The following is a 15,041-nucleotide window of genomic DNA, read 5'->3' on the forward strand; positions in this document are numbered from 1 at the left end:
AATGGAATTAATATCACACCTGCTTGGGGTTGTCAAGCCAAAAGAAAAACAGTCAGAAACAAGATGCACACTATTTCAATATGTTTATGATAATGGATACCCGATCGTTATAGTAATCATTCCTCATATCTTTTATCAAAGGTTTATTATTTCCATATCCAATGGTAACCAACCTTTTCGAAGAGATATTTCCTTTATTATGAAGATACCTTGCGACTTCTTCAGCACGGTCCAGGGAAAGTTTCCAGCAGGTATTGTATTCTTTTGAAGGTATAAAATTTTTTCTCGTATGTCCCTCAATGATAAGTGAGCAGGGTCTCTCTCCGATTAAATTGATTAAATTATCTAAAGAGCGTTTTCCGTCAGTAGATAACGTGGTATCGTTTTCATTAAATTGGACAATTACTGTCGCCGGTATTTGTTCCTCTTCTTTGTCAAAGGGAACGACCCCTTTGTCACCATTCTCAGACAGTTCGTTTTTACTGTCAGGATAGATATACTTCATTTTATGGATATCTTCGACGGAGCCTGCATTCCAGCTAGGCATTATTCCTCCCATGCCCAAAGTTATCATACTTCTTTGTGACGATTTTTTAAACTCCTCAATAAATTCTTTTTTCTTCTCTTCCGTAAAGTTGACTTGAAATATGATAAAAAAGGCCAAGAGGATCGTTATCACCGAACCATAGGATGTCCAGAACAGATCCGGCGTACCAGAAGCATGTATTTTTTTCTTCTTGTGATGCGATTGATGAGGGGTTGATGACATGCCTTTTCGAAATATCTGTATGGAATCGTTGAATTTATTTTTTAAATATCATAATTGTGACCATATTTTGTTCTTCCGCACCTGCACTATGATACCCAGCTATCGCAATCTTTTGCGGTTCTATCTTTTCCTTTGTTGCTAAAAAGTCACAAATATTAGCCGCCCTATCTAATGACATCGCTGTCTCTGCAGTAAATAGCCTGTCTCGTCTTTGAATCTTCCCCGCATTAATACCAACTACAATTTTGCCTCTCACCGTTTTCAACGCGATACCCAGTTCATGAAAGACCCCATACGCCTCTTTTTTCAATGCAGACTCTCCTTTTTCAAAACATACGCCTACAGGTATTTTTATCTTACATCCTATCTTTACGTCTTCTATATCAAGATATTTTGCCAACCCACTTTCTTTTACAAAGCCTGATAGGTAATTATATACCTGTCCAGAGTCAATGGAATTTTCTATAGATTGATCTTCCATTTCAGACTCTTCCTCTATCTGCAAATCCTTTTCAGAGAGGGCTGCTAACAGATTTCTACCACCTTCCATTAAAGATTCCCCATCCCTCCCAGAAAACGGTTTTTCACTTTTTGACATCTCGCCTTCTTCAAAAATGCCTTTAAAACGGGCAGACCAAAGGGTTGGATCAAAAGATTCCTCAATCTTTGGAACATCCTTTTTGTATTTATCCACATTGATTGTAGAAAAGCTGATTAGCATTACAAAAAAGGCTACAAGCAACGTGATTAAATCACAGTAAGTAAGCAACCATACCGGACCCCCGTGCCCCCCTGAGGAACCGCCTTCGTCGCTCATTATGTTTTTTCCTTTTCTTTCGAACCTGAGGACAATTTGTTCGCTGCCCTTGGTTCCAGGAAGGATTTCAGTTTATCCTCTGTTATCATAGGAGAATCGCCTTTCTGAATGGAGACTACACCTTCCACAACGATTTCTTTCAGGAAGAGCTCCTTTTTGCTTAAGGTGTCCAACCTGCCACCCAGCGGTAGTAAGACGAGATTAGAAAAGGTAACGCCATAAAACGTAGCAATAAAGGCTACCGCCATAGCTTCCCCGATATGCGAGGGATCATCAAGTTTTCTCATCATTGCTATAAGTCCCAACACAGTTCCAATCATACCAAAGGCAGGAAATATCGTTCCTGCAAATTCAACAATCCCCTTGCCGGCCGTATGTCGTTGCCGAACATTATCGATCTCTGTCCCAAGAATACTTCTCAGAGTATCAGAGTCAGAACCATCAACCAATAACCGTATCGCTTTGATCAGAAACTCATCATTGATTTTTTCGATTTCTTTCTCCAGCCCTAAAAGACCTTCACGGCGGCTGATCTTGCAATACTCAACTAACTGCTTAATCGTTTCCTCAGCCACGCCAATTTTTACAAAAACCGTCTTTTTAACCACAGCGATTGCGCCAACTACCATAGGGATTGGATATCTTATGAGAGTCGCTGCCAGCGTACCTCCCACGGTAATCATCATCGCCGGAATATTAATATATCCAGGTATTGCTGAGGCGCCACCTTCAAATATAATCGATACCAAGATTAATACGCCACCAATTATCATTCCAATCAGTGCACCGGGATCCATGCTCTTTAACTCCCCACAAAATTAAAATTATTTATCGTCAAAACTTTTTTAATTTCATTATCCAGCATCTCGGCATAATGGAGTTTCTCTGCAGGTCAAGGACAACTCCACGATTCTAAATCAATTTTTCCAGCATCCAATTTATTACTTTGATGACGCAAATGATATGCCTCGTTATTTCATGTTGATTTTAAGAAAAGTCAATCTACATTATGTTCATGAGACAAGCGTATGTATCCACGAAATACACAATAGAAACATCTTAAATATCAATTTTTCTGTTTTTAGATATATAACGATTGGGGAAACGATTACTGTGTGCTTTTTCTACTTTTGTAGAAATTTTAGACGAGTCTGACGAATCAAAAATCATCAGCGTACTGGTGGGAATACAAATATTACACCAGGCGTACGTATACATCCCGTGCAATAGCAGTGTCAAGGGCAATTTGTGTTTCACCCATCTGAATGACATATGTCGGCTGCCGTTGATGCAGGTGGATTTGAACACCGGGCAATAAACCCATGGACGAAAGTCTATCAAGTCGTCCATGATATTTTGTTACAATATAAGCTATTTTCGCATCATCCCCTGATTTTAAATCTGATAACGGCATTACCACTGGCCGTATCTCCTTATTCGCCTTTTCACAACACTCTCCCGCCGGAATAGCCTTTCCATGAGGACAGGTTACCGGATGTCCTAACAAAGTACATATACTTGCTGTGACTTCTTCATCCAGAATATGCTCAAATTTGCATGCACTGGAATCCATAACATCTTCTTTTACATCCAGGACATCATTCAACAACCTTTCGGCCAATCGGTGCCTTCTAATAATCAACCGCGCGTTTGCTATGCCCTTCTTAGTTAACGCTACTTCATTATCCGATATTGTCACGTAGTCTTCGGAAATGAGGGTATCCAATATTTGTTCAGCTATGGGGAGATGTATCTTTTTTATTAATGTATCTCTTTCGACTTTTCCGCTTTCTTCATCTAGTGTCCATATCAGCTCCAGAATCTCCTCTTGACTAGGTTCGGCCATATTTAATTCTTCCCCCCTTCTATCATCTCTATCCTAAAAAGATATTGCGGACTCTTGATCCGCAGCACAATCACCATCATTATTGTTATCAAAGCGCCACCAAGCAAGTCAATTTCTGCATGATACGTGCCGAATGATACTAACGCCGATAATACCTCCGTCAATATCATTCCCAGTACAAAGGCAAGCAATACAAATATAATTATATTTTTTGTAAACCAATTCCTGCCTTCGCGTAATACAACCTCCTGCCCAACCTGAATTCCCTCTATCGCCGCCACCGTTATAATGTCCTGTATCCCCATTTTTTTCGGACAGGCGGAACAACTTTCACATGCGGTATTTTCTTTGATGATACACACCTTTGCAGCATTGTGAGAGATAGATATAATCTTCGCACGTATTCGCATTCATGGAAACTGTTGTAAAATAACCCTTAAAATACCGCCAATAAGTATCGAATATGGCATGATAAACGCAAACATTAAAAATGCAGTTTTTGCGCCCTGCTCTTTAATCATCACTAAAAAATTGGCGAGACATGGTATAAATAAAGTAATTACGACAAGCGAGATTAATAATTGTTTTGGATTAATACCGCCGCTTCCCCCCTTTTCTTCCAATGTCTTAAAGATACTCACGGCACCGTAATCCCTTCTCAAGAATCCCAAAATGAACCCATGTGTTGTTTCTGCCGGAAGTCCCAAAAAATTCCGGGTAATTGGCGCTCCCATTCTCTCCACGAAAGAGAGTATGCCCACTTTTGTTGCCACAAATAATGCAAGAGTACCCACCATAAATAAGGGTACCGCCTCCTTTAAGAACCAATGGATCCTATAAAATGTCTTGACAAGAATATTCGATACCTTGGGCATCCGGAACGGCGGTATCTCCATCAAAAAATCTGAAGGAGCGCCTGGTAAGACCTTGGATGACAGATAACCAACAAGAAGAAGCTGTGTACAAATAATAAAAACATACAAGGCAAAATATATTCCCGAAACCCTACCCAGTACACTTGAAATAACCCCTAATTGCGCAGAACACGGGATTGCCAATGCCAGCAACAACGTAGCAATAATTCTCTCTTTCTTTGTATTCAGGATGCGGGTTGTCAGGGTCGCCATGGTATCACATCCCAGACCCAGCACCATCGGAAGAACGGCCTTCCCGTTTAGCCCAATGCGCTTAAATATCTTATCCACCATAACGGCAAGACGTGGGAGATAACCGCTGTCTTCCATAATTCCGAATGCCAGAAAGAAAAACCCGACAATGGGAAAAACAATGGCAATCGCATAGGTAAGCCCCACTTGCACTAAACCAGATTGTTCATTCAAAAACAATTCAAATATAATATTGTCTTTATCTACCAATTTCTGTGCAAGCAGTCCAAAATAATAATTGAATCCCTGAAAATTAATGTGGGTAAAAATATACGTCTTATGAATAAAAGGGAGAGATATGGATAAGTCAAAACCACCTGAAGGCACCAGGGATCGGCCAAAGACCTTTTCCTCAAAGAAATCTACACATGTTCCCGCACCAAACTCCCCCACCAGCTTATAAACAATCCATAAAATAATAACCAGGAGCGGGAAGGCTGCTACCGGATGCATGGTAATACGCCCCAAAGCCCCTGCAATGGTACTCTTCGTCTTGTATTCTTTTAAATAGAGGTACGCTGAAAACCCTAAGGATGAGATGCCGCCAACGACAAGTGGTAACATAAAAATTAAACCGCCATTGAGAGAAAACCGGGATGAAATGAGATACATTAATAAAGCCATGAGCTTATATCCCATGAAAAAAGAAGCTACTGGCACAAGGAAATAAAAAAATATACCTCTCGTAATTGGATGAGTCTCTTTTTCCTTCTTAAGGTTAAGCGTCACTTTCTTAACTAATGTATCCACGAAATTTGCGCGTTTGATATTAATTACGTAACTCAACGGACTGCCAAAATGCGCCTGGATACTATTTCGAATGCTGTGGATTTCAACAAATGCAGGATCCGGAAATTTCCGTCGCAATTTTTCTTCGAGGACTTCATCGCCTGATAATAGCATTATCGCCAGCGCCCGCTCATTTACTGTCGTATTACCCTGCAATATTTTCTCTATCTTTGAAATGCCTTCCTCGATTACCTTCCCGTAATCAACATAAAGATTAGGGACTTTTGCATTCGGTATGGAACTAAATAGTGCGCTTACCCCTACCCTATGGGTAGCGATAGTTTTTATAATTGGAACACGCAGCTTTTCCTGCAATACAGTTACATCAATATTCATTCCCCTGTCTAAGAGTTCATCCCACATATTCAAAGTTATCACGACCGGTAGCCCCATCTCTGCAAGCTGGGTGGTAATAAAGAGACCGCGGCGAAGATTCTTTGCATCCACCACCTGGACAACGTGCTTCTTGTACTCCTCTAAAAGCATATCCCGTGTGACACTCTCGTCTTCAGAAAGAGGGATCAGGCTATTTGCTCCCGGTGTATCTACTACTTCAATACCTCCTCCCAAGCCACTGCAAATGCCACGCGATACCTCTACGGTTGTCCCCGGATAGTTTGATACCGTCACGTATTTTCCGGTTAATAGACCGAATATTACGCTTTTTCCAACATTTGGATTTCCAACCAGAGCAACCTTATATTTATCCCTATCTAAAACAGACATTTGCCATATCCTATTTCTGAATAGAAACCAAAAATTTCATTAAAATTATCCAGGATAAAAATCTGCAAATAAATTTTTATAAAATGATATTACATTCCGACTGATAGTTGAAATTGAGTCTCATTTAATGATCGTAAGTATAATGTTTTTCCAACACAAGTCAAACTCTTTTCTACGTGGGTTCCCATGAAAAATCTGAGATAACTCAATAGTAACCGCAAAATAAATTACTATTGCAAGGACGTCAGCCCGAAGCAATATCAAGGATGAGATTGCTTCGGGCTATCGTTTGTAATGCTGATTATGAAAATGCAGCATCCTTTCAAGAATGTTAAAAAGCCCTGAATAGGCGATAATCTTTTGTGAGATCAGACATCCAATAATAGATGTTCGCCCAAAGAGGAAAAACAGAAGAGTCGTACATGTTCTATGTTTATTGGCTTTTGCAACGAACAGGAAGTTTGTTTCCCGAGGCTACCCGTATCTTTCGGCAGGCAATGCCTCTGGTAATTCGCGTAACTGTTATCGCAAGCGAGGACGTCTTCCCGCAATGTACATTTTTGCCTTTCACGGTTACTTTCACAGAACAAACGGTTGCCCGTTATTCGAGACCTCCTTCCACCGTGAGATCAAAACCAACCCACGCATCGAACAGCCTTTGGATTATCAGGTACGCAAGCACTATTACAAACATATGCCCCCACGAACGCTCCTCCATCCCCAAAGTCATTGTTCTGACCGTGCATCAGACGCAGATCCTTTTTGTTCTATTCCCGGTAGGTCTTGATTATATAACATTCGTCAAAATACGATTCTTCCTTTAATATCTCTTCATTGCGCGCTATCTTCAGTATACGGGACTCTTCCTTTATCTGTAATCATGAGGATAGTCAACGTTGCGAGGAAAAATGAATCATTTAGCAGCAACTACCGGCAATGACAGACCGTGCACGCAATTCCCATAGGTTTGGGGTGGGGCGGTTCGCCAGCCATGCCAACCGGATGACATCCAGAGCAGTTACCAGCGAAGGGTGGATGTGGAGAATCCATTGCGGAAGGATGTCTTGGAGCGGGATGACATACCGTGCAATTGACCGTCGATATCGGGAAATGGCAATTAAGACAATGGCGATTTCTCGTATTTACGCCGCCCCATGATGCGTTATGGCTTAACGGCGTTGTACTCTCATGGCATCGCACACAAAAATCCTCCTGATGGCATATACTGCATTTTTTCCGTTCCCATGATGCAGCAAACCCATGGGTCTTTCTGCGCCAGGCATTATTGTGATTTCTGGGTTTTTGATCCTGATGACAGTTAATACACCAGTAATTGTCACTATGACATCTCTTGCAGTAATCCTGATTGTAGTAGAACTCGTTCCCATGTTTCGTTATCCAGCTTGGGTCATCATGATTGACCCACCGGTCTTCATGATAGAGTGGCATCTGGTTCTTTTTAACGTGTTTGTGGCAAACATCGCAGACAATCCTTTCTTCTCCTTGTTCTTTGTGGCATGGGATGCAGGTACCAAACATATCCGGAATAAGATCCGGAGTAATTGTATCACTGGTCTCAATACCTGCATGACACTGGGTGCACGCAATATTATTCTTCAGATGTACTTTATGGGTAAATTTTAAATCCCGGTATTTTTTGGGAATATTGTGCTTCACCGTTATTTTCATACCCGGTTTTGTATGACACAACAAACAGGATTGCGGATTGCTAGCATCAAAGTTTTTCATATGGCAGGTAAGACATTTTGCCATCTTGGGCCATGTGGGTTCGAGAGTATCCGTATAGGAGTGACATATATTACAATCTTTTAAACCCCTCTCCCTATGTTTAGCATGGCTGAAATGGATCTCTGAGTCCTTACAACCTCCCGGCATTGTAAGAAAGACAGTAGCCACAAGAGAAATCAGACAACAGAATTTCTTCAACTTTCGGCCTGTAAAATTTAGAAAATAAATTATTAAACATCTACTGGCAGAGGAACCCGTGAACGATGCTCCCTCGCCACTTCTAAGCTTCATCTGTACAATCTGAAAAATCTGTAATTCATGTTTTTCAATGGACTGAGACAACACACTACTAAAAATTCATACTATAAGAAAGAAAGATCTGATGAAAGGTGCCCGGGTCTGTATCGCTTAATTCAGACGTCCAACGCATCGTTATATCTGAATGCGTTGTTACCAAATACTTGAGCCTCAGATAATACGTACGAACATTGATCTTTTGCTCAACATCTCCTGTGTACTCACTATCCAGAACAGCCTGGAGATCGTTGCTTCCAACAAAATTATACTTATAAACAGAATAGCTTGTACCAACACCAACATCAAACCTCCCGATTTTTTTATCATAATCAACACCAATGTCTACCGTATGATCAATTCCCTTCACGTTCCAATATTCTACCGTAAAGGCTGCTTTCGATTCTTTGAAAAACAGGTTATTGACGTTGAAGGAAAGAAATGTCCTGTTATAGTCGTGATTAAAGGTATCTTCGTCATCTATGTCTATAACACTCCTGTAATCAAAGCCGCTGGAAACGCCAAGCTTTTCGCCAAAACCTTTGTATCCTGTCATGCTAATGAGTTCAAAAGGCCTTAAAGTTCCCAGGAGTTGAAAAAAAGGGGAAATGTTGTTGCTCTGTTCGCCTAAGGAGTGAAAGAACCGGTAATAGGATACCTGAATGTTTGCGTCCCATTCGAACTTATCCCATGATAATTTAACCATGAAATCCTTCGGCAAGGTATTCAGAAGGGTGTATCTCCCATAAAAATTAACATCTTCGTAAATTTTTTGCCACAGATTGAGCCCCACTTCGTCATCATTAAATTCGTTATCGATAATACGCACGTAATCCAGGGTTGTACGCGTGTCCACAAAAGGCCGAAAAGCTACTCCGCTTCCTGTCACGGTATCGAAATACGTGCTCGAATATTGCGAAACCCTCAGACCGCCGAAAACGTAACTTTCGACAGGTCCGATTTGTTGTTCATATTTCGCTCCATCAAAAAGAATATTTTCCAATGAGTATACATATTGACGGCCAAGGCGGAGGCTGGACTTACCAACGACAGGATTCTGAATATCCGCGTATAAATAGTAGATACGTCCGTTGTATTGATGGTCATAACTGTCGAGAATATCCCGAAAAGCGCCTGATTCAGGTTCCCGTCCATCAAGGTCGGCAGAAAACCTTCCTGAACCGGATATGGTTACCTTATTATGAAAAAGAGGTTTTGTCTTAAACCGCAGATAATCATAGGTATCATGGTCTTCGTCATTGCCTTCTGCCCAGCGGCCTTCATATTGAACCCGAAAATTTCCCGAAATAAAATCCTTATAGGTAAAGCCCGACTCACTTACGCCCGCTACGATATCGGCAGCGTTATCAACCGATGCAAGAAGAATAACAGGAAACAGGATGTTCCACAGGATAAAAATTACTACGATCTTTGGTATAGATAGAAACAAATACATTACTGTTTTATTTTACTTACGTGAGGCACCAATCAGGATTACATGCAGAAGTTTTTAGAAAAGACACAGCTTGTACTTGCTTTGCAGCTTTATGCGGATAAATTCTCATGCGGGAGTCTCATTACCACTCACTCCATATCTGGGGCGTAAAAAGTTAGTAGTGTGGTCAAGTAAAGGTCTGACAAAATCCCTTCAAATTGTAGTTGTCACGCATCAAAACTGCTGTAATAATAGGCAAGACAAATCTTAGTAACATTCAGCACTCCGGCAACACTCCATTTGTTCATATTCACCTGCATGTTAACTGTGCGCATGGCTCATTCTCATTTACTTGCCGTTTTGCCCTTGAGCCTTTTTTGATCGTCGTAAACATGCAAGCTTAGATTCTCAAGTTATATCTTTGGTCACAGGGTGGCATGGACAAACTTGTTTGTCCATGTTGTTAGAAAATACATACGGATTTAGGATACATCACACCGGCAAATAAAGTTTGTCGGTGTCATCCTGTAAGCCGTTTAAATAAAACGAAAATTCCTACTCAATCAGGGTGGGAAGCCGTGTGGGTATACCCCTTCGACACACAATACTGAATTATCGCTTCCTATCGCCTCTTCATGGATACCATTATCTCCAGACAATCAACCATTGACCGTATCGCACGTATCTTCAGAAGCTCCGATCTCATCTGCAACCATTCCTTCCCTCTTACGCCTGGCCCCGTCTTGCCACAATACGTACCTTGCCTTATACGGAATATGCCACAAAATCTCTGAATCCGGTTTTGGCCTTACCTTTCAAACCACCCAAAACAGAAGCGTCTCCATCGGTTATCAAAAGAAACTGTGGGAATCTCCTGAATAGCTCTATACTCTTTCGAAAAAAGCCTGTTCCAACTGCCGTTATGATTTCCTATGTCAAGCCCTGCCACCCTTACGCCTCCAGCACCTTTGTCTCTTTTCCCCGCCGTGTCTTCCAGATAAACCTCTTGTTATTCCCGCATTGGTCGCAGCAGTATGGCTTTTGCAGTTACCTCACCGCACTTTCGTTAAACCCCGGAAGTGCCCTCCGAGTGAAATCTGTCAAAATCCGTGGCAGTAACTTCCAAAATGCCTTTAAGATCGACTCTAAACTGCTGTCTTTTATTTCAAGCAAAAATTGACACCCTATTGTGATACTCTTCCTGTATGCGGCAGCTCCCATATCGTTCCCCTTTTTTTATGGTCTGGTTTTTCTCTAAAAATAATTTTTACCATAATTGGACCAGAGTGGCCTAAGATAAGTAATTTTTTTAACAAAACTGTATGATAAATAAAACACTATAGCTCTTTGAAAAATTACTGTTTAGAAGCTTCTCTGACAATTTCTGCCGTTGTAGTGTAAACATAATCCTTAACAATATTGCCTTCGGCGATTGCTTCAACTCCTGCAGCGTAAAATGTTATCGGATCGATGGCATTGCCGGGGGCCACCCATTTGAACTTCCACTGTTTCTTTTTAATGCCTTTGTAAGAATGCTCGATATATTTACCCTTATCCTTTTTTTTAAGCCCCCGATAGTCCTTTGGGGGGATAACCTGCATGGTTTTCCCTATTTTTTTGAATGATCCAACCCTTTTCCCGACCGCATCGACCGCTGTCATCTCAAATCCATACAATACCCCTAGAGAATCGCTAAAGCTTACCTCTACCGTTGCGCTCTTGCCGGCAGAATACACAGATGGTGCAACAATTGAAAACTTTGCACTCCCTGAATTAAGACTAAAAGAGTTGTGACAGAGATCTGCATTACAGGTACCTATGTCACCAACTGCGCCTGTTCGGTATGCGGGAGGCCCTTCAGGCCAAGCCAGAAGAGTACTTGAAAACAAAAAATATATTACTAAGTTAAATACGAGACACAAAATAGACATTCTTAGAATTCTCATGCAATCGCCCTTCGACATAAATAATAAAGTTAATCCATATTTTAGCGTTAATGCGCGGCTTCACGATGTATGTTTATTCTCCCGGTAATTGTCAGCGGGTATTCTTTTTTATTCAGATAGCCCACATCGTAAGTTTTAACGGTAGGCTTTATTTTAAAGCTTATTTTGACAAAAGACCCCGTGATAACAGCTTTGCATTTTGCGATATACGCATTTGTAAATTTTAAAATCTTACCACCTTCTGTAACACCTTCGCCATTGGTTATAGAGAAACATTCATCCAAACCTAATGTATTCTGTACGGTTTTCCCATACTTGTTCAAAATCCTTTCTACGACCTGAGCCATGCCATCTTCACATAAATCCAATGGAAATTTTTTACTCGTTATGCTATACTTATTTTCACGGTAAGCGCTTACGGTTACAGTTCCTATATCAAGAAGATTTCCACACTCTGAGTTCTCCGATTTAAACTCAAACTTCAACATCGCCTCATCAAAATTGCCATTGGTCTCGTCATGTCCCCACTGAGTAATTTCCGCTACCCCTTTTACTGCTTCCGTTATCTCCTCGTTCAAGCCGGATATCATGAAAGTGCCGTCAAAATTTACCGCCTGATGAGCAAATATTTTGCATCTGGAACCAGAAACTACAACAAATAAGATAACAACAATACACCCAAAGAATTTCTTCATGTCATTCTCCCTTTGATAATGAAAATAATATACTCATTGAGTCCCTTTAGCGAATAACAACCAATAGGGATGTTTTGAAGATACGATTGTTCGTACAATGCATTGCTATTTATTGAACCACCTCGATAACAATTTTATAATATGTCTGGTTATATGAATTGTAATGTTTTCTATCCAATTTTGTCTTTTTATTGTCAATGCAGAAACCAGATCCGAAAGCCCAAGTTGTTCAATTCTTTAAAACTACACCACGAGGCGCTGGACGGTTTTTCCCCACCCAACACCTCGTGCACAATATAAAAGTTTTATGAAACTCTTTACAAAATCCTATTTCACCCCCTTCTTCTGCAGGTTGTAATCTTCAATTTCACCGAAGGAGGTAGAAATGTCCCCGTAAGCAGGCGGTGGGTAACCATATGAAATCCAAGCCCTTGCCCAAAAAGGCCCTTCCCGGGTATGTTGCGGTACGGTAAAACCATCCTTAAATTGACACACCTTTTTGTCTTTAATCTTGCCTTTAAAAGAATCTATAACCATTTCACCTGCATCATCCCAATCGCCATCGTGATTCCAGTCAATGTATAACCTGAAATAAACGCCCTGTCGATAAAATTGCCTCTTATTGGTCTTTGTGAGTTTCCATATGACATCAACTTTTTTCCCTGCTTTCCATCTTAGTATATTTGGCTTAAAGGAGACGCCGTCGTCCGTGTGCGGGTCGTTACCCAGAAATTCGAATTGTTGATTATAGGCAGCCGCCTCTGGATATGGGGAGGGAGCAGATCCCAAATCTATCATCGTTTCCCCTTTTACCGGTAAAACCAACGTAGGAAAAACGAATAATAATGAACCGATAAACAAAGCAAGCATTTTATTGTGAGTCATAAAAATTTCTCCTTTCTTAAGATGTTATTTGGCGTTTAGGCAATCTATGTATTGATCCTTTTTTACTGCTTCCTCAAACATGGAAACCGCCCAATCAGCCAACGACGTGGGCTTATACAACAGATAATTTGCCTTTGTATACATCCCTGCATCAAACAAATCTTTGATTCCCAGACTATCCCTGGCGTCCTGAACGCTGCAATCCTGTGGATCCCATTGCTGATCGTGAACCTTGCTCCAGCTGGAAATACGGGCCGGCACCCATATTACTTTACGGCCAGCATTATATGCAGCGATAATCTTATTCCGAATTTCCTCCACTGCTGAGCGTTTTTGGTCGCACCAATCCTCACGAAGTGTTCCATATTGGACATCGTAAAATTCACCCATACTCTTCACATCACTTGCATACTTTGCTAGTACCTTGTTACGGTAATCATTATCAATGTCATCGTCCCCATCTCCGTGCCCAATCAATAAGACCAGCTCATTGCCTTTATCTGTACTAAATTCCAGGGCGCGTTCTAAAAATACTTTTGAAATATCCGGGTGATAGTCTATTGCATTGGTGGCGATGTACTGAATATCACTAAAATCATGAAATCTCCGGTGTATACCGCCCATATGTATGCATAAATTGTTCTCAGAATCATATGAGTCGGGACATTCTACGATTTCTTCCAAATAATTAGATTTGCCCGGATCGCCGTCAACCTGACAACCAATGCTCCATTTGATAACATCAACAGTGCTGACATTCGTGTTCATATATAAAGGAATAACAACGACTTTTTTCACTTTTTTAGATTCAAATCGCCTAATTGCCTCATCTTCTGTCTGCCACATCTTATTTGTCTGCATATCCATAACCATATGCAGACCACTGTCTACCGGATTTTTCGGCAATCGGTTTTGAACTTCATTCACAAACTCATAAAATTTTTGATCTTGACTAAAATAGCCATGCCCAATAATTAATAGCCCAATGTCTGAACCACCCTTAGCAATTGCCTTATGCACAGGAATACTATTCATGCTAATCATTGCACTTAAAAAAAAGATCCAGGACACGTGACTCGCTTTTATCTTCGATTTCATAAATTCTCCTTCTAAAATAAACTCCTATTCTTAAAATACCTGCAGACTGGCTAAGACTCGCCAATCTCTTCTGCATCCATACATTTTTTTCTCTACGATCTGCCCTACCACCCTCCTTTTCCAATATATCCAGCACATTTTTTGCAGCAGTGCCTGATATAACAAAAAAAGCCCGGCAAAGAGGATCGATATGATCTCCCTGCCTGATCCCAGAGATTGTCAGCTATACTATCAGCCGGTCCGCTGACAACCTCACCATTATTTTAAACAGAGACACAAAGAATACAAAAAACGCAAACGGTTGTTTTTTTATGCCCTGACTACATCAAAAAAATCCAATAAAAAACCTAGCAGAAGAGAAACCTTTTCCCTCGCCGTAGTCCCATTTGATTAACAGATATACATATAAGCCGGTCTGCTGTTAAACAAATTTATATGCAATTAAGACTTAGTCTCAATTGTTTTGGGAGTATAACAAAATATAAATTAATGTCAACAAATATTTTGAATATTCTGAGAACGTTAATCTGTCGTTGAAAAATGCTCTGTTATTTATTATTGACATCAATATAAATAATTTTTAGAATCATGAAAAGGCCTAGCAAAGAGGTATCAAAAACCTCCTTGCCTTGGTCCCAGGGGTTAATAACTGTACTTTAGCCGGTCGGTTATTAATCCCTTTTTTTTAAAATTATTGCTTCATTTTTGTAACTATTCAGCGTACATTCGCTCACAAACCCTATGAGTGAACAAAATATTGATTCTGTAATCCCGAAGGGATGTCATGATTATAGCATATCGTTATGCAATGACGGTTAACCCTGTA

At 40.6% G+C, this 15,041-nt stretch carries 13 protein-coding genes; 1 reads left to right on the forward strand and 12 read right to left on the reverse strand.

Annotated features, from left to right (window positions below):
- Positions 1-70 precede the first annotated feature (70 nt).
- The 6 genes from BIY37_RS05855 to BIY37_RS05880 form a co-directional block, all read right to left on the reverse strand.
- Positions 71-769 carry an OmpA family protein gene (locus BIY37_RS05855; protein WP_070066905.1) on the reverse strand — a complete coding sequence of 233 codons (699 nt, stop codon included), beginning with the start codon at positions 767-769 and terminating at the stop codon, positions 71-73.
- 34 nt (positions 770-803) lie between these two features.
- On the reverse strand, positions 804-1,586 hold the full coding sequence (locus tag BIY37_RS05860; protein ID WP_070066906.1) for a flagellar motor protein MotB: 783 nt from the start codon (positions 1,584-1,586) through the stop codon (positions 804-806).
- On the reverse strand, positions 1,586-2,383 hold the full coding sequence (locus BIY37_RS05865; protein ID WP_070066907.1) for a motility protein A: 798 nt from the start codon (positions 2,381-2,383) through the stop codon (positions 1,586-1,588). Before BIY37_RS05865 ends, BIY37_RS05860 begins: the two co-directional genes overlap by 1 nt.
- A 398-nt stretch (positions 2,384-2,781) precedes the next feature.
- A complete protein-coding gene (locus tag BIY37_RS05870; RefSeq protein ID WP_070066908.1) occupies positions 2,782-3,432 on the reverse strand; it encodes a metal-dependent transcriptional regulator in 651 nt (216 codons plus the stop codon).
- A gap of 2 nt (positions 3,433-3,434) precedes the next feature.
- Positions 3,435-3,842 (reverse strand): SoxR reducing system RseC family protein, encoded by a 408-nt coding sequence (locus tag BIY37_RS05875; RefSeq protein WP_070066909.1) that lies wholly within the window; start codon positions 3,840-3,842, stop codon positions 3,435-3,437.
- Positions 3,843-6,113, reverse strand: coding sequence for a ferrous iron transporter B (locus BIY37_RS05880; protein WP_070066910.1), 2,271 nt, complete (start codon positions 6,111-6,113; stop codon positions 3,843-3,845).
- Between the two features lie 422 nt (positions 6,114-6,535).
- Here BIY37_RS05880 and BIY37_RS05885 point away from each other — a divergent pair, with 422 nt between their 5' ends.
- Entirely contained in the window at positions 6,536-6,937 is a 402-nt protein-coding gene (locus BIY37_RS05885) for a hypothetical protein (RefSeq protein ID WP_070066911.1), read from the forward strand.
- Between the two features lie 103 nt (positions 6,938-7,040).
- Here BIY37_RS05885 and BIY37_RS13135 read toward each other — a convergent pair whose 3' ends face one another.
- From BIY37_RS13135 to BIY37_RS05915, 6 genes are all read right to left on the reverse strand, one after another.
- Complete coding sequence (locus tag BIY37_RS13135; RefSeq protein ID WP_143299191.1) at positions 7,041-7,802, reverse strand: hypothetical protein; 762 nt, start codon at positions 7,800-7,802, stop codon at positions 7,041-7,043.
- Positions 7,803-8,211: 409 nt separating this feature from the next.
- A complete protein-coding gene (locus BIY37_RS05895) occupies positions 8,212-9,612 on the reverse strand; it encodes a hypothetical protein (RefSeq protein ID WP_070066913.1) in 1,401 nt (466 codons plus the stop codon).
- A gap of 1,334 nt (positions 9,613-10,946) precedes the next feature.
- A complete protein-coding gene (locus BIY37_RS05900) occupies positions 10,947-11,537 on the reverse strand; it encodes a Reeler domain-containing protein (RefSeq protein WP_179129306.1) in 591 nt (196 codons plus the stop codon).
- Between the two features lie 47 nt (positions 11,538-11,584).
- A complete protein-coding gene (locus BIY37_RS05905; RefSeq protein ID WP_070066915.1) occupies positions 11,585-12,232 on the reverse strand; it encodes a hypothetical protein in 648 nt (215 codons plus the stop codon).
- A 327-nt stretch (positions 12,233-12,559) separates the two neighbouring features.
- Positions 12,560-13,117, reverse strand: a complete 558-nt coding sequence (locus tag BIY37_RS05910; RefSeq protein WP_070066916.1) for a GEVED domain-containing protein — start codon at positions 13,115-13,117, stop codon at positions 12,560-12,562.
- Between the two features lie 24 nt (positions 13,118-13,141).
- On the reverse strand, positions 13,142-14,215 hold the full coding sequence (locus BIY37_RS05915) for a hypothetical protein (RefSeq protein WP_070066917.1): 1,074 nt from the start codon (positions 14,213-14,215) through the stop codon (positions 13,142-13,144).
- Between the last annotated feature and the right edge of the window lie 826 nt (positions 14,216-15,041).

The sequence above is a fragment of the Candidatus Brocadia sapporoensis genome, assembly GCF_001753675.2.
GTDB classification, from domain to species: domain Bacteria; phylum Planctomycetota; class Brocadiia; order Brocadiales; family Brocadiaceae; genus Brocadia; species Brocadia sapporoensis.

Coding starts and splice junctions, on each gene's coding strand:
- BIY37_RS05910 (WP_070066916.1), bottom strand. CDS start 13,117: ATGACTCACAATAAAATGCTTGCTTTGTTTATCGGTTCATTATTATTC.
- BIY37_RS05855 (WP_070066905.1), bottom strand. CDS start 769: ATGTCATCAACCCCTCATCAATCGCATCACAAGAAGAAAAAAATACAT.
- BIY37_RS05875 (WP_070066909.1), bottom strand. CDS start 3,842: ATGCGAATACGTGCGAAGATTATATCTATCTCTCACAATGCTGCAAAG.
- BIY37_RS05885 (WP_070066911.1), top strand. CDS start 6,536: ATGTTCTATGTTTATTGGCTTTTGCAACGAACAGGAAGTTTGTTTCCC.
- BIY37_RS13135 (WP_143299191.1), bottom strand. CDS start 7,802: ATGAAAATAACGGTGAAGCACAATATTCCCAAAAAATACCGGGATTTA.
- BIY37_RS05860 (WP_070066906.1), bottom strand. CDS start 1,586: ATGAGCGACGAAGGCGGTTCCTCAGGGGGGCACGGGGGTCCGGTATGG.
- BIY37_RS05900 (WP_179129306.1), bottom strand. CDS start 11,537: ATGAGAATTCTAAGAATGTCTATTTTGTGTCTCGTATTTAACTTAGTA.
- BIY37_RS05870 (WP_070066908.1), bottom strand. CDS start 3,432: ATGGCCGAACCTAGTCAAGAGGAGATTCTGGAGCTGATATGGACACTA.
- BIY37_RS05905 (WP_070066915.1), bottom strand. CDS start 12,232: ATGAAGAAATTCTTTGGGTGTATTGTTGTTATCTTATTTGTTGTAGTT.
- BIY37_RS05865 (WP_070066907.1), bottom strand. CDS start 2,383: ATGGATCCCGGTGCACTGATTGGAATGATAATTGGTGGCGTATTAATC.
- BIY37_RS05895 (WP_070066913.1), bottom strand. CDS start 9,612: ATGTATTTGTTTCTATCTATACCAAAGATCGTAGTAATTTTTATCCTG.
- BIY37_RS05880 (WP_070066910.1), bottom strand. CDS start 6,113: ATGTCTGTTTTAGATAGGGATAAATATAAGGTTGCTCTGGTTGGAAAT.
- BIY37_RS05915 (WP_070066917.1), bottom strand. CDS start 14,215: ATGAAATCGAAGATAAAAGCGAGTCACGTGTCCTGGATCTTTTTTTTA.